The organism is Luteibacter sp. NPDC104163, assembly GCF_055584245.1.
In genome coordinates, this window is sequence record NZ_JBVJMK010000002.1 from 302,898 (window position 1) to 318,288 (window position 15,391).

Annotated in this window: 13 protein-coding genes; 10 read left to right on the plus strand and 3 right to left on the minus strand. The window is 67.3% G+C overall.

All coding sequences use genetic code 11. The features are described from left to right. Positions 1-37 precede the first annotated feature (37 nt). The 6 genes from ACZ6YI_RS04465 to ACZ6YI_RS04490 all read left to right on the plus strand — a co-directional run bounded on the left by ACZ6YI_RS04465 (position 38) and on the right by ACZ6YI_RS04490 (position 6,541). Entirely contained in the window at positions 38-694 is a 657-nt protein-coding gene (locus tag ACZ6YI_RS04465; protein ID WP_440325753.1) for a MotA/TolQ/ExbB proton channel family protein, read from the plus strand. A gap of 3 nt (positions 695-697) precedes the next feature. Beyond that, on the plus strand, positions 698-1,126 hold the full coding sequence (locus ACZ6YI_RS04470; RefSeq protein WP_440325755.1) for an ExbD/TolR family protein: 429 nt from the start codon (positions 698-700) through the stop codon (positions 1,124-1,126). Beyond that, a complete protein-coding gene (gene msbA, locus ACZ6YI_RS04475; RefSeq protein WP_465777588.1) occupies positions 1,123-2,904 on the plus strand; it encodes a lipid A export permease/ATP-binding protein MsbA in 1,782 nt (593 codons plus the stop codon). Before ACZ6YI_RS04470 ends, msbA begins: the two co-directional genes overlap by 4 nt. Positions 2,905-2,960: 56 nt before the next feature. Then, entirely contained in the window at positions 2,961-3,887 is a 927-nt protein-coding gene (lpxK, locus tag ACZ6YI_RS04480) for a tetraacyldisaccharide 4'-kinase (protein ID WP_465777589.1), read from the plus strand. Between the two features lie 96 nt (positions 3,888-3,983). Beyond that, positions 3,984-5,306 (plus strand): ABC transporter permease, encoded by a 1,323-nt coding sequence (locus tag ACZ6YI_RS04485; RefSeq protein WP_465777590.1) that lies wholly within the window; start codon positions 3,984-3,986, stop codon positions 5,304-5,306. Continuing rightward, entirely contained in the window at positions 5,306-6,541 is a 1,236-nt protein-coding gene (locus tag ACZ6YI_RS04490; protein WP_465777591.1) for an ABC transporter permease, read from the plus strand. The genes ACZ6YI_RS04485 and ACZ6YI_RS04490 overlap by 1 nt, the downstream gene beginning before the upstream one ends. Positions 6,542-6,617: 76 nt before the next feature. Here ACZ6YI_RS04490 and ACZ6YI_RS04495 read toward each other — a convergent pair whose 3' ends face one another. Next, entirely contained in the window at positions 6,618-7,067 is a 450-nt protein-coding gene (locus tag ACZ6YI_RS04495) for a glycine zipper 2TM domain-containing protein (protein ID WP_440325767.1), read from the minus strand. A 126-nt stretch (positions 7,068-7,193) separates the two neighbouring features. Here ACZ6YI_RS04495 and ACZ6YI_RS04500 point away from each other — a divergent pair, with 126 nt between their 5' ends. After that, positions 7,194-8,627, plus strand: a complete 1,434-nt coding sequence (locus ACZ6YI_RS04500; RefSeq protein ID WP_465777592.1) for a cryptochrome/photolyase family protein — start codon at positions 7,194-7,196, stop codon at positions 8,625-8,627. A gap of 157 nt (positions 8,628-8,784) precedes the next feature. On the opposite strand, the gene ACZ6YI_RS04505 is transcribed toward ACZ6YI_RS04500, so the two are convergent. Together ACZ6YI_RS04505 and ACZ6YI_RS04510 are read right to left on the minus strand one after the other, a co-directional pair. Continuing rightward, entirely contained in the window at positions 8,785-9,951 is a 1,167-nt protein-coding gene (locus ACZ6YI_RS04505) for a cation:proton antiporter (RefSeq protein ID WP_440325771.1), read from the minus strand. A gap of 55 nt (positions 9,952-10,006) precedes the next feature. Next, entirely contained in the window at positions 10,007-11,482 is a 1,476-nt protein-coding gene (locus ACZ6YI_RS04510) for an MFS transporter (protein WP_465777593.1), read from the minus strand. A 78-nt stretch (positions 11,483-11,560) separates the two neighbouring features. Here ACZ6YI_RS04510 and ligA point away from each other — a divergent pair, with 78 nt between their 5' ends. Genes ligA through gloA2 form a run of 3 tightly spaced genes read left to right on the plus strand, consistent with a single transcriptional unit; the run spans position 11,561 to position 15,296 of the window. After that, positions 11,561-13,951, plus strand: a complete 2,391-nt coding sequence (ligA, locus tag ACZ6YI_RS04515) for an NAD-dependent DNA ligase LigA (protein ID WP_465777594.1) — start codon at positions 11,561-11,563, stop codon at positions 13,949-13,951. Continuing rightward, positions 13,948-14,901, plus strand: a complete 954-nt coding sequence (gene epmA / locus ACZ6YI_RS04520; protein WP_465777595.1) for an EF-P lysine aminoacylase EpmA — start codon at positions 13,948-13,950, stop codon at positions 14,899-14,901. The genes ligA and epmA overlap by 4 nt, the downstream gene beginning before the upstream one ends. 8 nt (positions 14,902-14,909) lie before the next feature. Further along, positions 14,910-15,296 carry an SMU1112c/YaeR family gloxylase I-like metalloprotein gene (gloA2, locus tag ACZ6YI_RS04525; RefSeq protein ID WP_440325779.1) on the plus strand — a complete coding sequence of 129 codons (387 nt, stop codon included), beginning with the start codon at positions 14,910-14,912 and terminating at the stop codon, positions 15,294-15,296. Positions 15,297-15,391: the final 95 nt, after the last annotated feature.

Below are 15,391 nucleotides of genomic sequence, written 5' to 3' on the forward strand. Positions count from 1 at the left end.
CATGCCCGCCTGACTGATCAGTACCCTTGGGGTTCACGTGCTCGAGATCCTTCTTGCCGGCGGTTGGGCGCTTCTGCCCATCCTCATCTGTTCGCTTGTCGCCCTGGCGATCGTGCTCGAGCGCTTCTGGGCGCTGCGCCGCGCCGCGGTACTGCCGCCGGGTCTCGGCGCCGAAGTCCGTGAGTGGGCCCGTTCGTCGCAGCTCGATGCCTCGCACCTCGCCGCCCTGGAGAAGGGTTCTCCGCTGGGTGAACTGTTCGCTGGCGCCCTGGCCGTGCGCGACCGTCCGCGCGACATCATCAAGGAGCGCATCGAGGACACCGGCCGCCATGTGGTCCACCGCATGGAGCGCTACCTCAACACGCTCGGCACCATCGCGCTCATCGGCCCGCTGCTCGGCCTGCTGGGTACGGTCATCGGCCTCATCCGCATGTTCATGAACGTCATGGCCGGCGGCATTGGCGATCCGACCAAGATGGCCGGCGGCATCGGCGAGGCACTCATCTGCACCGCGTTCGGCCTGGTCGTGTCGATCCCCGCCTACGTGCTGCACCGTTATTTCCGTTCCAAAGTCGGCGGCTACGTCGTGCAGATGGAAAAGGAAGCCACCGCGCTGCTCGACGATCTCTCTGTGCGCGCGCCCGCGCCGCGCCGTCGCGCCACCGATGCCCAAGCCTCGGCGCAGGTCGGCTGATCCATGCGCATCGGTGCCCGTCGTGAGGACGATTTCGAGATCAACGTCATTTCGTTGATCGACGTCCTGCTTACCCTGCTCATGTTCTTCGTGCTCAGCACCACCTTCGTCGAACACTCGCGGCTAAAGGTGAACCTGCCCAAGGCCGACGCCGAGGCGCGGGAATCCACCGACAACGCGCTGACCGTCGTCGTCGATCGCGACGGCCACTATTCGGTCGGTAGCGATGAAGTGCTGGGCGAGGGCATCGAGCCGCTGAAGAGCGCGATCGAGCGCGTCGGCGGCGACAACCACGATCGCCTCGTCATCATCCGCGCCGATGCGATGACCCCGCACCAGAATGTCGTGCGCGCCATGGATGCCCTGGGCCAGGTCGGCTACACCCGCCTGTCGATCGCCACCACCCCCACCGAGATGGCGGGCGCCCAGTGAGCGCCCAACCCAAGAAGGTCTCGGTCTGGGATGCCCGGACCTGGGCGACCTATAAGCGGCTGCTCAGTTATACGAGGCGGTTCCGTACCGCCGGCTACATCGCCATCATCGGCATGATCATCGACCCGGTCTGCCTGTCGGTCTTCACCGGCTCGCTCAAGCCGATGATCGACAACCTCTTCGTCGACAAGAACCCGGAAACGATCTTCTGGATGCCGATCTGGATCATCGGCATCTTCCTCGTCCGTGGCGTGGCCTCGTACATCACCGACTACGGCATCGCCTACGTGGGCCGCAACGTCGTGCAGGCCATGCGCATCGACGTGTTCGCCGCCTACCTGCGCCTGCCGTCGGCGTTCTTCGCCCGCGAACCGTCCGGCCAGCAGATTTCGCGCGTCACCTATACCTCTGAGCAGGTGGCCGCCGCGTCGGCCGATTCGCTGAAGGTCGCGATCACCGAAGGCTTCACCGTCATCGGCATGCTCTGCGTCATGCTGTATTACAGCGCCTACCTCACCCTGGCGCTGGTCGTGCTGGTGCCGTGCGTGGTCGCCCTGGTCACGGTCATCAGCCGCCGTTACCGCAAGATCAGCAAGCGCATCCAGGGCAACATGGGCACGGTCACCAGCGCGGTCGAAGAAGCCGTCGCGGCGAACCGCGAGGTGCGCATCTACGGTGGCCAGGTCCGCGAGGCCGAGCGCTTTGGCGAGGTGGCTGAACGCCAGCGTCGCCTCAACCTCAAGGTCTCCGCGACCAGCGCCGCATCGAGCGCGACCATCCAGACCGTCGGCGCCATGGCCCTGGCCATGCTGGTGTTCCTGGCGACGCGGCCGGACATCCTCTACACGATTTCGCCCGGCATCTTCACCGCCGTGCTTACCGCCATGGGCGCGATGATGCCGTCGCTGAAGCGCCTCGCGGGTATCCAGGCCAGCCTGCAGAAGGGTGTCACGGCGGCCGAGGATCTGTTCGAGATCATGGACCAGCCGGCCGAGATCGATAACGGCACCGAAGTGCTCGAGCGCACCAAGGGCGATATCCGTTTCGAAGACATCCACCTGGTCTACGAGCGCAATGAGCACGTCGCCCTGCGTGGCGTGAACCTGGTTTGTGCTCCCGGCACCGTCACCGCGCTGGTCGGCCGTTCCGGCAGCGGCAAGTCCAGCCTGGTGAGCCTGCTCCCGCGCTTCTACGAGCCGACGAAGGGCCGGATCCTCATCGATGGCCGCGACTACACGCAGTACACGCTGCCGTCGCTGCGCAAGCAGATCGCGTGGGTGGGCCAGCATGTCGTGTTGTTCGACGACACCGTGGCCGCGAACATCGCCTATGGCGAGATGGCCGATGCGTCGGAAGCCGACATCATCGCGGCGGCGAAGGCCGCGAACGCGATGGAGTTCATCGAGCGCCTGCCCGAAGGCCTGAACACCCGCATCGGCCAGGGCGGCAACTCGCTCTCGGGTGGCCAGCGCCAGCGCATCGCCATCGCGCGCGCGATCCTCAAGAACGCCCCCATCCTCGTGCTCGACGAAGCAACCAGTGCGCTCGATACCGAATCGGAACGCCTGATCCAGGATGCGCTCACCCGCCTCATGCGCGACCGCACCACGCTGGTTATCGCGCACCGCCTGTCCACCATCGAACACGCCGACCAGATCGCCGTGATGGAACAGGGCAGGGTGATCGAGCTCGGCACGCACCGTGAGCTGCTCGACCAGGGTGGCCAGTACGCCGCCCTGCATCGCATGCAGTTCCACGAGCAGGCCACGGCGGGCTAACCGTGGCGCTGGGGGCGTCGTTACAGCGGCGGTGGTATGGCGAGGGGCGGCCGCCCATGTGGGCGCGCATGCTCGAGTCGCTGTACGCGCGAACCATTCGCCGCCGCGCGGAAGCGTTCCGGGCCGATCCCTCCAGAATCGTTCACCTGCCGGTCCCGGTCGTCGTCGTCGGCAACATCACGGCAGGCGGCACGGGTAAGACCCCGCTGATCATTGCGCTCGCGCAGGCGATGACCGAGCGCGGCTTCCGGCCAGGCGTCGTCAGTCGCGGCTACGGCGGCACGGAACGTGGGCCGCACCTGCTCGCAGAAACCGACAGCCCAGCGATGGTGGGCGACGAACCGTCACTGATCCGCCAGTACGACATCCCGGTCGCGATCGGCGCGCGGCGTCCCGAAGCGGCCCGCTTGCTGATCGAAGCCGGATGCGACCTGGTCCTGGCGGATGATGGGCTTCAGCATCATCGCCTGGGTCGCGATGTCGAGATCTGCGTGGTCGACGGCGACCGCAGGCTCGGCAACGGACACCTCCTTCCGGCGGGTCCGCTGCGCGAACCGGCATCGAGGCTCGCGACCGTCGACTTCATCGTGGTGAATGGCGGCACGCCGCAAGCCAACGAAATTCCCATGCGGCTCGAGGGCGGCGTAGCCGTGAACCTGGATGATCCGACGCTAAGCGCGCCGCTGGCGGACTTCGCCGGCCGCCCGGCGCACGCGGTCGCCGGTATCGGCAACCCGTCGCGTTTCTTCGCCAGCCTCGCCGCCCACGGCATCGCTGTCGACGGCCATCCATTCGCCGACCACCACGCGTTCACGAGCGATGACTTCACGTTCGCCGATGGTTGCCCCGTCTTGATGACCGACAAGGATGCGGTGAAGTGCCTGCCGTTCGCGCGGGCGAACTGGTGGCGCGTGCCGGTCCGTGCGGTACTGCCCGAGGCGTTCTGGGATGCGGTAGCCGCCAGGGTTCGCACCGCCTGCTAAGCCCTGTGCGGCGGTCGATGCTTTTCGCGCACGCGCGGGTGCTATGGTTCGCGGGCCACGGCGGGGGCCGTGCCCAGGGAGCCAGGGGAGAAGCGGATGCTCGGCGGTTATTACGTGAGGCTCGCGCTGGCGAGCATGCGACACAAACCGGTGCTCGTCGCCATGATGATCCTGGCGTTGGCCTTTGGCGTCGCGATGAGCATGTCGGCCTACACGATCCTGCACGGCATGGCCCGGGATCCGATCCCCGCGAAATCATCCCGGCTATTTGCCGTCCAGGTCGACAATGGCGGACCGCGCAGCCGCAAGCCGGGCGATGACGAGCCCGCCGTGCAGATGACGTGGCGCGACGCCGCGGCGTTGCTGGCCATGCACCGGGCGCTCCGCGAGGCGGCCATGGTCCAGGTCGGTTTCATCATGCAGGCCGGTGGCGCATCCGCGAAGGGTGAGCACGTCGCCGGGCGTGCCGCTTCGGCGCCGTTCTTTTCCCTGTTCGATGTACCGCTGCGTTACGGTCGCGGCTGGACGGACGCGGAAGAATCCGACCGCGCTCGTGTGGCGGTGATCTCCGCCGCGCTCAACGATCGCGTCTTCAATGGCGAGAACAGCGTGGGCCGTACGTTGGTACTCAACGGCGACGCCTGGCGCATCGTCGGTGTCACCGGCGCATGGGATCCGCGGCCGCGGTTCTTCGATGTCGAGGGTGGCCAGGCATTCGATGAAAGCGAGGATGTCTACGTGCCATTGCAGACCGCGGTGGGCCTTGGGATGTCCACGGAAGGCTATGAGTTCTGCGACGCCGGCCCGCGTGGGCAGACGTATGCCGACCTGCTCGCCTCCGAGTGCGTGTGGCTGCAGTACTGGGCAGAGCTGCCCACGCCCGCCGCGGAGAACGCCTATCGCCAGGGGCTCATCGCCTATGCCGACCAGCAGCGCGCGGCCGGGCGTTTCGGCTGGCCGGCAAACGTCCGCCTGAGGAATGTTCCCGACTGGCTGGTCGCCCGCAGGATCGTCAGCGACGACGCGCGTCTCTCAACGGTGGTGGCCTTCGCTTTCCTGGGCATCTGCATCGTCTGCGCCCTCGCGCTCATGCTTGCCCGCTCGCTGGCGCGCTCCGGCGAATACAGCCTGCGTCGCGCACTCGGCGCCACGCGCCGCACCGTGTTCCTCCAGGCCGCCACCGAGGCGGGACTGATCGGGACGTGTGCCGGCGCGCTCGGTGTCGCCGTGACGCTCGGTGCGCTCGCAGCCATGCGTAGCCTGTTTCCGGCGGATCTTGCGCGGATCGCCACCATCGATGGTCCGCTTCTCGCCGCCACGGTCGCGCTGGCTGCCGCGTCCGCTGTCATCGCGGGCATCTATCCCGCGTGGCTGGCCATGCGTACCGCACCTGGCCTGCAGCTGAGGGGAGGCCTGTGATGCTTAACGATATCGCCCCGATCTTCGCCGCCCTCAAACGCGGCCGCCTGGGAGCAGGGCTCCTCATTCTCCAGATCGCGCTGACGCTGGCCGTCGTCGGGAACATCGTCTTCATCATCGGGGTGCGCACCGCGCACCTCACCGCGTCGACCGGCGTGGACGAGCGTGACATGTTCGCCCTGGGCTATCGGCTGGATAATACGGAAGGCGCACGCGGCCAGCGTGAGACCGACCTCGCGGCACTGCGCGCCGCGCCGGGGATCGCCGATGCCGTCGCCACGAACAGTTATCCGTTGCGCGGGAGCGGGTGGACGGAAGGCGTCAGCCTGCGTCCCGGCGCGAAGGACATCCAGGCGCAGCAGGGCGATGTGGCCATCTACGCATTCGATGCGCGAGGTGTCGGTGCGCTGGGGCTGAAGTTGCGCGAGGGCCGCGACTTCACGCGCGGCGACGTCACCGATGGCACGTTCAACCGAGCGCCACTGCCGCCGGTGGCCCTCGTGACGCGTTCACTCGCCGATCGCCTGTTCCCTGGGCGTTCGGCGCTGGGCCAGACGGTGTTCCTCACCGCGGAGCCCAACCGCCCGCTGCGGATCATCGGCGTCCTCGACCGCCTGCAAACCGGTAACGCCGCCGCCACCGCCGACGTCTCCGCCGCGGAAGACTCCGTTGTTGTTCCCATGACCGATCACGGCGCGCGCGGGCTCTACCTGATCCGGGCACAGCCAGGGAAGATTGGCGCAGCGATGGCCGCGGCTACCGAGGCGCTGCGCGCGGCGAACCCGCAACGCACCTTCGGCAAGGTGCGCCCGCTGAGCGAGATACGCGCCACCGCCTACGAACGCGACCGCGCCATGGCGATCAGCCTCACCGCGATCTGCTTCATCCTGGTCTTCGTCACCTCATTGGGCATCGTCGGCCTCACCGGCTTCTGGGTGGAACGACGCAAGCGCCAGATCGGCATCCGCCGAGCCCTGGGCGCCACGCGCCTTGCCGTGATCCGCTACTTCCTTGTCGAGAACGCCATGCTCTGCGGCGCTGGCGTAGTGATTGGAGCGATCGCCGCCTGGGCGTTCAACGCGTGGCTGGGCGATCGCTACGGCGTCCCAGCGATGCCCGCGTGGATGATCGCCACGAGTGCGGTGGCGATCATCGCGTTGGGGCAGGTGTCGGCTTCGTTTCCCTCGACGCGCGCGGCTCGGGTTGATCCGGCGAAGGCTATTCGGGCTTGCTGAAGGAGCCGGCGACACACGCCAATAAAAAAGGCCGGGGCGAACCCGGCCTTTTTCGTTGCTGAAGAACGGCGCCGGCTTACTGCACCCGCTGCACATTCCCCTGGTCATCCACGACCACGATATCGCCCGTACGGATCGCCGAAGCATCCTTCACGGTCACGTTCGAGTACCCGCCGGTGCCCATCTTGATCCGCAGGGTGTAGCTCTCGCCGCCACCGCCCTTGCCGATCGCGTTGCCGGCGAAGCCGCCGCCGACCGCGCCGCCGACGGTGGCGAGGGTCTTGCCCTTGCCCTTGCCGACCTGGTTGCCGAGGACGCCACCGGCGATCGCGCCGATCACGGCGCCCGCGGTGCCGTGGTCACGGCCCTGGGTGATGTTGGTTTCGATGCTCTGCACCACGCCGCACTGTTCGCAGCGCACGTAGATGCCATCGCTGCGGGTCAGCGTGGCGGCCGCGGCCGGCGTGGCGACCGCCGTGGCGAGCAGGGCGGCCATGGGGATGCCGAGGATGGTCTTGATATTCATGTGGATCTCCTTTCTTTCGCGTGGCCAGGCAGGGAGAGGACCGCGCGTGCGCACAGTCTCAAACATTCAGTCTGAACAAATGTAGATCGGCATCCGTATTTCACCCACAACGTGGATACTACGCCGATGACTACCGCTATCGTCTGGTTCCGACGCGACCTCCGTCTTGCAGATAATCCCGCCCTGGTGGCCGCCGCCGGGGCGCATGAGCGGGTCATCCCGCTGTATATCCATGCGCCGGAAGAGGAGGGGGAGTGGGCCCCCGGGGCGGCCAGCCGGTGGTGGCTGCATCATTCGCTGGAGGCGCTGGACCGGGGGTTGCGCAGGCATAAGGGGGGCTTGCAGGTGGCTATCGCGCGCGAGCGCGCTCCCACAGGGGATGAGGGCAGCCTGGAGGTGCTCCGGAAGGTCATCAAGGAGACCGGCGCCTCGGCCGTCTATTTCAACCTGCTGTACGACCCGGCCATCCGCAAGCGGGACGCAAAGGTCCGCAAGGCGCTCGAGGCGGACGGGATCGACGTGGCCTCGTTCAACGCCAACCTGTGGTGCGACCCCTGGGAGATCGCCACCAAGGAGGACGAGCCCTATCGCGTGTTCACGCCGTTCTGGCGCAACCTGCGGACGCGGATCGACGAACACGCCGCGCTGGACGAGCCCACGCCGCTGCGCATGGACACGCTGAAGAAACCGGCCAGCATCGACAGCCTCGGCCTGCTGCCCGAACTCGACTGGGCCAAGGGGTTCCACGAGTGGACGCCCGGTGAAGAAGGCGCCCAGGAGATGCTAAGCCTGTTCGCCGATGACGCCGTGGGCCACTACAGCGAGGGCCGCGACCTGCCGGCCCGGCATGGCACCTCGCGGCTGTCGCCGCACCTGCATTTCGGCGAGATCTCCCCGCGCCAGGTGGCGGAGCGCCTGCGCGCCCACTTTGCCCGGCGCAAGAACGCCCCCGACCTCGAGCCCTACCTGCGCCAGCTCGGGTGGCGCGAATTCGGCCACCACCTGCTCTGGCACTTCCCGGATACGCCGAAGAAGAACTTCAACAAGAAGTTCGATGCCTTCAAGTGGGCCAAGCGCGATGCGCATGCCCTGCGCCGCTGGAAACAGGGCAAGACCGGCATTCCCATCGTCGACGCCGGCATGCGCGAGCTCTGGGCCACCGGCTGGATGCACAACCGCGTGCGCATGCTCGTGGCCAGCCTGCTTACCAAGAACCTCCGCCAGCACTGGCTCCTGGGTGAGAAGTGGTTCTGGGACACGCTGGTCGATGCCGACCTCGCCAATAACGCGATGGGCTGGCAGTGGGTCGCCGGCAGCGGCGCCGACGCGGCGCCGTACTTCCGCATCTTCAACCCGGTGACGCAGTCGGAAAAGTTCGATCCGGATGGGGCTTACATCCGGCGCTGGGTGCCCGAGCTGCGCGATGCGCCTGGGAAGCTGGTGCATGCGCCCTGGGAGGATGAGGCGTACCTCAAGGCATCGGGGTATCCCAAGCCCATCGTGGACCTGAAGGCCACGCGCGAGGAGGCGTTGTTGGCCTATCAGAAATCGAAGGGGTGACGCGGGAAGGTATCGCGCGCCAGCGTGCTCCCGCGAGTGCATAGCGGACCCGCCTAGGGCAGTGGGAGTGAGCTTGCGAACGATGAGCCGCGGGAAGGCATCGTTCGCAAGCTCACTCCCACAAGGGCCGTCTATCGCAAGATCGACCGAGGAAACCTCAGGCTTTCTTCAGCAACAACGCCAGGATCGGCGGCGTCACCATGGCCGTGAGCAGCGACATCGCCACGATCACCGCGTAGATCGTTTCGTCGAAGACGCCGGCGGCCAGGCCCAGGCTGGCGATCACCACGCCAACCTCACCGCGTGGGACCATGCCGAAGCCCACGATGGTGGCGCCACGCTTGCCCAGCTTCAGCGCACCGAGGAAGCCGCCGGCGAGCTTGGAGACGATCGCGATCAGGGTGACCACCAGCAGGGCCAGCAGGGCATCGCCCGAGGCCAGCGCGGAAAGGTTCACCTTTGCCCCGGTGACCACGAAGAAGAACGGCGTGAGGAAGGCGAGCAGCGGTGCCGTCTGTTCCTCCAGCTGGTGCCGCTGCCGGGTCTCGGACGCGATCATGCCCGCGAGGAACGCGCCGATGATCGCGGCCAGGTGGAAACGCATGGAGAGGTAGGCCAGGCCCAGGCACAGGGCCAGGACGATCGCCAGCGCGGACATCGGGTTGGCCGGCTTCTCCAGCCAGCCGGAGCCGCGCCGCATCACCCGCGTGCCGCCCCAGCCGATCACCGCCACAAACCCGACCGCGCCGAGCAGCGTGCCGACCAGGCTGCCCACGTCGACGTTGCCGCCGCCCTGCAGCGAGGAAACCACGCCGAGCAGCAGCATCGCCAGGATGTCATCGATCACCGCGGCGCCAAGGATGATCCGCGCCTCCTGCCGCTGCAGCACGCCCAGTTCCTGCAACACCCGCGCGGTGATGCCTGCCGAGGTGGCGACGAACGCCGCGGCCACGAACATCGAGCGGATCCAGTCGAAGCCCGACCCGTGCGCCCACAGCGCGCCGAGGCCGAACGGAATGAAGACACCGAGCACGCCGACGAGAAAAGCGCTGGCCCCGACCTTCTTCAGGTCGTCGAGACGCGTTTCCAGACCGACTGAGAAAAGGAGCAAGATCACGCCGATTTCGGCGAGCACATCGAGGGGGGTGCCGGTCGCGATATCGGGTACCGCGATCCAGCCGAGCGCGCTCGGGCCGATGGCACAGCCGGCGGCGATTTCGCCCACCACGGCCGGTAATTTAAGGCGTTGCGCGATCTCGCCGCCGAGTTGGGCGGCGACGAAAATAACGAAGAGTGTAAGCAGGATGCCTGCCGAGTCGTGCATGGTGATCGGTCCTGATCAAACGCCGCCGGTAAGCGCGGCCTCCCGAGGGTAGCCGCTAACCGGCCGCGCTGGCGACCTGTGGCTCGCGGGTATCGCGCAGGCGGCTGAAGACCCAGCTCGCCGCCAGGGTGATCAGGCCGAGCACGATCACCGACCAGCGGAATGCCCACACGTACGGGTGCTGGTCGGAAGAGCCGAGGAACCCGGCCATGAGCAGCGTCGCCAGGGCGATGCCGAAGCTCATCGACAGGTACTGCGCCGTCGAGGCCATCGACGAAGCCATCGAAGCCTGCTTCACATCGACATCCACATAGGCGAGCGTGTTCATCGAGGTGTACTGCACTGACATCACCGCGCCATACACGTAAACGAACGCAGCGATGATCCAGGCCGGCGTATCGGTATTCAGCAGCGCGAACGCGCACAGCACGATGCTGACCAGGATCGTGTTGCCCAGCAGCAGGCGGCGATAGCCGAAATGCGTGATGAGCCGGTGGATGAACGGCTTCACCGAGATCGAGCCCAGCGCCTGCGGCACCATCATCAGGCCGGCCACCAGCGGCGACCACCCGCAGCCGATCTGCAGGAACAGCACCAGCAGCAGGTACATGCCGGAAACGCCGAGCCGGGTGAACAGGTTGCCGGCGAGCGATACCCACACGCTGCGCACCTTCAGCAGCGAGAGATCGCTGACCGGGAACTCGGTGCGCCGGCTATGCCGCACGTAGAGCGTGGCCAGCAACAATGCGCCGGCACCGGAGGCCGCGATCCACAACGGCTTGCCGTTGCCGCCGAGCGTCTCCGCCACCAGCAGGCACAGCGCCGAGGCGCCCGCGAACAGCAGGAAGCCGAGCATGTCGAAGCGGTTGGCGCGGTCGAGGCGGTAGTCCGGCATCTCGCGCCGGTTCAGCCACAGCCCGACGAGGCTCACCGGCACGTTGATCAGGAAGATGAGCCGCCAGTGGGTGAACTCGACGATCGCGCCGCCGAGCAGCGGCCCGAACACCGAGCCGAGCAGGCCGAAGGTCGCCACGGTGCTCATGGAGCTAACGAACTCGCGCCGGTCGATGCTGCGGACCAGCACGTAGCGGCCGACCGGCATCAGCGCCGCGCCGCCGAGGCCCTGCACGATGCGCGCGGCGACGAGCTGGGGCAGCGATTGCGCGACGCCGCACAACAGCGAGCCCAGCGCGAACACCAGGATGGCGCCGCCGTACACCTTGCGGGTGCCGAAGCGATCGCACAGCCAGGGGCTCATGGGGATGAAGATCGCCAGGGTCAGCACGTAGCTCGTCAGCGCCGTGCGCATGCTGAGCGGGGTCACGTCCAGCGCATTCGCGATCGACGGCACGGCCGTGTTCACGATGGTGGAATCCAGCGCCTGCATGAAGAAGCCGGCAGCCACCAGCCAGATCAGGCCGCGATAACGCGCCCTGCTGGACGGCTCCGCGGGAGCCAGGGCGGGCTTGTCGGTGGGTAAGGGGTGGACGTCGGGGGTGTTGGGGTTTTCGATGACGTCGTCGGCAGGCATGGCCAAGCCATTATAACGGAATGGGGATATCCTTTACGGTCGCGCCTGGCCCCCGCGCGTTCATCACGGATCCTGCACATGCCCCAAGCCATCGCCCCTGTCGAAGCCGCCGCGCGTGCCGCCGACCTTCGCCGCCGCATCGAGGATGCGAACTACAAGTACCACGTGCTGGACGATCCGGACATCGCGGATGCCGAATACGACAAGCTGATGCGCGAGCTGGAGGCGCTGGAGGGCCAGTACGCCGACCTCGCCAGCGATGACTCACCGACGCGCCGGGTCGGCGCGCGTGCACACGGTGGCTTCGCCGAAGTCACCCACGCCGTGCCGATGCTGTCGCTGGGGAATGCCTTCGAAACCGAAGGCGACACCGATCGCGAGAAGTATCGCGAAGTGGCCGATTTCGAACGGCGCATCGAGCAGACGCTCGGCCGGGCCAAACCGGTGTTCTCGGTGGAGCCGAAGCTCGATGGCCTCGCGATCAGCCTGCGCTACGAAAACGGTGTGTTCGTACAGGGTGCGACCCGTGGCGACGGCGCCGTCGGCGAAGACGTCACGGCGAACCTGCGTACGGTGAAGGCGATCCCGCTGCGCCTGCGCGGCGAAGGCTGGCCGCGCGTGCTCGAGGTGCGTGGCGAGGTGATCATGCCACGCGCCGGTTTCGAGGCCTTCAACGAGCGCGCCCGCGCCACCGGTGAAAAGCCGCTCGCCAACCCGCGCAATGGCGCCGCCGGTTCGCTACGCCAGCTGGATCCCGCGATCACCGCGAAGCGCCCGCTGGCGTTCTTCGCCTATGCCGTGGGCCGTGTCGAAGACGGCGAGCTGCCGGATACGCATTCGGCCACCCTGCAGCAGTTGCGCGCGTGGGGCTTCCCGGTTTCGCCGGAAGTGTCCACCGCGTCGGGCTTCGACGGCCTCATCGCCTACTTCCGCAAGATCGGCGCGAAGCGCGACAGTCTGCCGTACGACATCGACGGCGTGGTCTACAAGCTCGATGACTACGCCGGCCAGCAGGAGATGGGTTTCGTCTCGCGCGCACCGCGCTGGGCCATCGCCCACAAATACCCCGCGCAAGAGCAGGAAACGACGGTCGAGGCCATCGAGATCCAGATCGGCCGCACCGGCGCGGCGACGCCCGTCGCGCGCCTGACGCCGGTCTCCGTCGGTGGCGTCACCGTCACGAACGCGACGCTGCACAACGCCGACCAGGTCGCGCGCCTCGATGTGCGCGTCGGCGATACGGTCATCGTGCGCCGTGCCGGCGATGTGATCCCTGAAGTCGCGCGCGTAGTCGAAGACCGCCGTCCCGCGGGCACGGTGCCCTGGCAGATGCCGTCGCATTGCCCGGTGTGCAACTCCGAAATCGTGCGCGAAGAGGGCGCGGCCGCGTATCGCTGCTCCGGTGGCCTGATCTGCGCCGCGCAGCGCAAGGAAGCCCTGATCCACTTCGCCTCGCGCCGCGCCATGGATATCGACGGCCTCGGCGATCGCTTCGTCGATGCGCTGGTCGAGTTCGACATGGTGAAGACGCCGGCGGATCTCTACGGCCTCACCGTAGACCACTTCATCGAAATGAAGCGCCGTGCCGACGAGCGCGATGGCTCCACGCCGGAGACCGTGAAGCAGGGCAAGGTCGCCAGCAAGTGGGCCGAGAACTTGGTCGCTTCGATCGAAGCCAGCAAAAAATCAACGCTACCGCGCTTCCTGTTCGGCCTGGGCATCATGCATATCGGCGAGAGCACGGCGAAAACCTTGGCATTGTGGCTGGGTTCGCTGGAAAACATCCGGGGAACGCCGGCAGCCGTGCTGCGCGTGCTGCCGGATATCGGCGACGAGGTCGCGACCTCGATCGCTGCGTTCTTCGAGCAGGAGGGCAACGAGAAGGTCGTCGATGCGCTGCTCGCGGCAGGCATCACGTTCTCGGACGAAGGTGCGCCGTCGCCGAAGCTGCGCGATCGCCTGGGTCTCGACGTCCTGCTCGATTCGGCCAAGATCGCAAAGCTCGGCCCGAAGAGCACGGCCTTGCTGGGCAAGCAGTACGCCACGCTGGAGGCGCTGGTGCAGGCTAGCGAACACCAGTGGATCGTCGCCGGCGTGCCGCAGGCCGCCGCCACGAACCTCACGCTGTACCTCGCCGACCCGCGCAACGCCGCGGAACTGGCGCGCAGCGACTGGGCGATGCGTTCGCTGCTCGAAGCCCTGCCGGCGAAGTCCGCTGCGGCGCTCCCGCTCGAAGGCCATACCTACGTCATCACCGGCACGATGGAAACACTGAAGCGCGACGACGCCACGGAACGCCTCGAGGCGCTCGGGGCGAAGGTCGCGGGTTCGGTGTCGAAGAAGACCACCGGCGTGTTCGCCGGCGAAGCCGCGGGTTCCAAGCTCGACAAGGCCACGGAGCTCGGGATCCCGGTGCACACCGAGGCCGACCTGATCGCGCTGCTGGCCCAGCACGGTGCGGCGCCGTGAGCCAGGACCTGAAGCACCTGCGCCTGCGTGCGAAGACGTACGCGCGGATCCGCACGTTCTTCGCCGAGCGCGGGGTGCTCGAGGTCGAGACGCCGATGCTTTCCGCGGCGGGCAACACCGATCCGAACATCCAGAGCTTCCACACCCGCTTCAGCGGCCACGTCGATGCCGGCCCCGCCCAGCGCTGGCTGCGCACCTCGCCGGAATTCCCGCTCAAGCGCCTTCTGGCCGCGGGGCTGGGCGACTGCTACGAGCTGGGCCGGGTGTTCCGCGACGGCGAGGCCGGTGGCCGGCACAATCCCGAATTCACCATGCTGGAGTGGTACCGGGTCGGCTGGGACGATGCGCGCCTGGCGCGCGAGGTGATCGACCTGCTGGAGAAACTGCTGCTCGAAGCGGGCCGCACCTTCGACATCGTCGAGACGACCTATCGCGGGCTGTTCCACGATGCCCTTGGCATCGATGCGCTCACCGCGCCGGTCGAGACCTTGCAGGGCGCGATCGGCGACGTCCACATCAACGGCGAGGGCCTCACGCGCGACGACTGGCTCGACCTGCTGATGACCCACCGGATCCAGCCGACCTTCACCCGCGACCGCGTCACCGTGGTCTCGGACTTCCCGGCATCGCAGTGCGCGCTCGCGCGGATCCGCAAGGTCGAGCCGCCGGTGGCCGAGCGTTTCGAGGTCTACGTGGGCCAGTACGAAGTGGCCAACGGCTACCACGAACTCAACGACCCAAAGGAACAGCGCGCGCGGTTTGAACGCGATAACGCGGTACGCCGCGAGCGCGGCCAGCACGAGGTGCCGCTGGATGAAAACCTGCTCGCCGTGCTCGGCGCCATGCCCGACTGCGCCGGCGTGGCCATGGGCGTCGAGCGCCTGCTGATGGTGCTCGCCGATACCGACCGGATCGCCGACGTGCTGGCGTTCCCCTTCAACGAGGCGTAATCGAAGACATGCTGAAAGCCATCCACCACGTCGCCATCATCTGCTCGGACTATGCGCGTTCGAAGGCGTTCTACACCGAGGTGCTCGGGCTAAAGGTGGTCCACGAGGCGTATCGCGAGGCGCGCGATTCGTGGAAGCTGGACCTGGAAGTCGCGCCGGGCGTGCAGATCGAACTGTTCTCGTTTCCGTCGCCGCCGCCGCGCGTGTCACGCCCCGAGGCGCAGGGCCTGCGGCACATCGCGTTCGCGGTGGATGACATCGACGCCGCGGTAGCCCGCATCACCGCCCACGGCGTGGCGTGCGAGCCGATCCGCACGGACGAATACACCGGCAAGCGCTTCACCTTCTTCGCCGACCCTGACGATCAGCCGATTGAGCTATACGAGGCGGGTTAGAGCGGCCGTAAATCTCGTTGTGGGAGCGGGGGGGGGCGCGGGGGGGGGGTGCGCCCGCGCCCACAGCGCGCACGCGGGCGCCCACAACAGAACAA

What these genes read in the sequence shown, in the direction of transcription:
- ACZ6YI_RS04500 (WP_465777592.1), top strand. Translation starts at nt 7,194, where the DNA reads ATGACTACCGCTATCGTCTGGTTCCGACGCGACCTCCGTCTTGCAGAT.
- ACZ6YI_RS04490 (WP_465777591.1), top strand. Translation starts at nt 5,306, where the DNA reads ATGCTTAACGATATCGCCCCGATCTTCGCCGCCCTCAAACGCGGCCGC.
- ACZ6YI_RS04470 (WP_440325755.1), top strand. Translation starts at nt 698, where the DNA reads ATGCGCATCGGTGCCCGTCGTGAGGACGATTTCGAGATCAACGTCATT.
- ligA (WP_465777594.1), top strand. Translation starts at nt 11,561, where the DNA reads ATGCCCCAAGCCATCGCCCCTGTCGAAGCCGCCGCGCGTGCCGCCGAC.
- ACZ6YI_RS04485 (WP_465777590.1), top strand. Translation starts at nt 3,984, where the DNA reads ATGCTCGGCGGTTATTACGTGAGGCTCGCGCTGGCGAGCATGCGACAC.
- ACZ6YI_RS04510 (WP_465777593.1), bottom strand. Translation starts at nt 11,482, where the DNA reads ATGCCTGCCGACGACGTCATCGAAAACCCCAACACCCCCGACGTCCAC.
- ACZ6YI_RS04505 (WP_440325771.1), bottom strand. Translation starts at nt 9,951, where the DNA reads ATGCACGACTCGGCAGGCATCCTGCTTACACTCTTCGTTATTTTCGTC.
- gloA2 (WP_440325779.1), top strand. Translation starts at nt 14,910, where the DNA reads ATGCTGAAAGCCATCCACCACGTCGCCATCATCTGCTCGGACTATGCG.
- ACZ6YI_RS04495 (WP_440325767.1), bottom strand. Translation starts at nt 7,067, where the DNA reads ATGAATATCAAGACCATCCTCGGCATCCCCATGGCCGCCCTGCTCGCC.
- lpxK (WP_465777589.1), top strand. Translation starts at nt 2,961, where the DNA reads ATGTGGGCGCGCATGCTCGAGTCGCTGTACGCGCGAACCATTCGCCGC.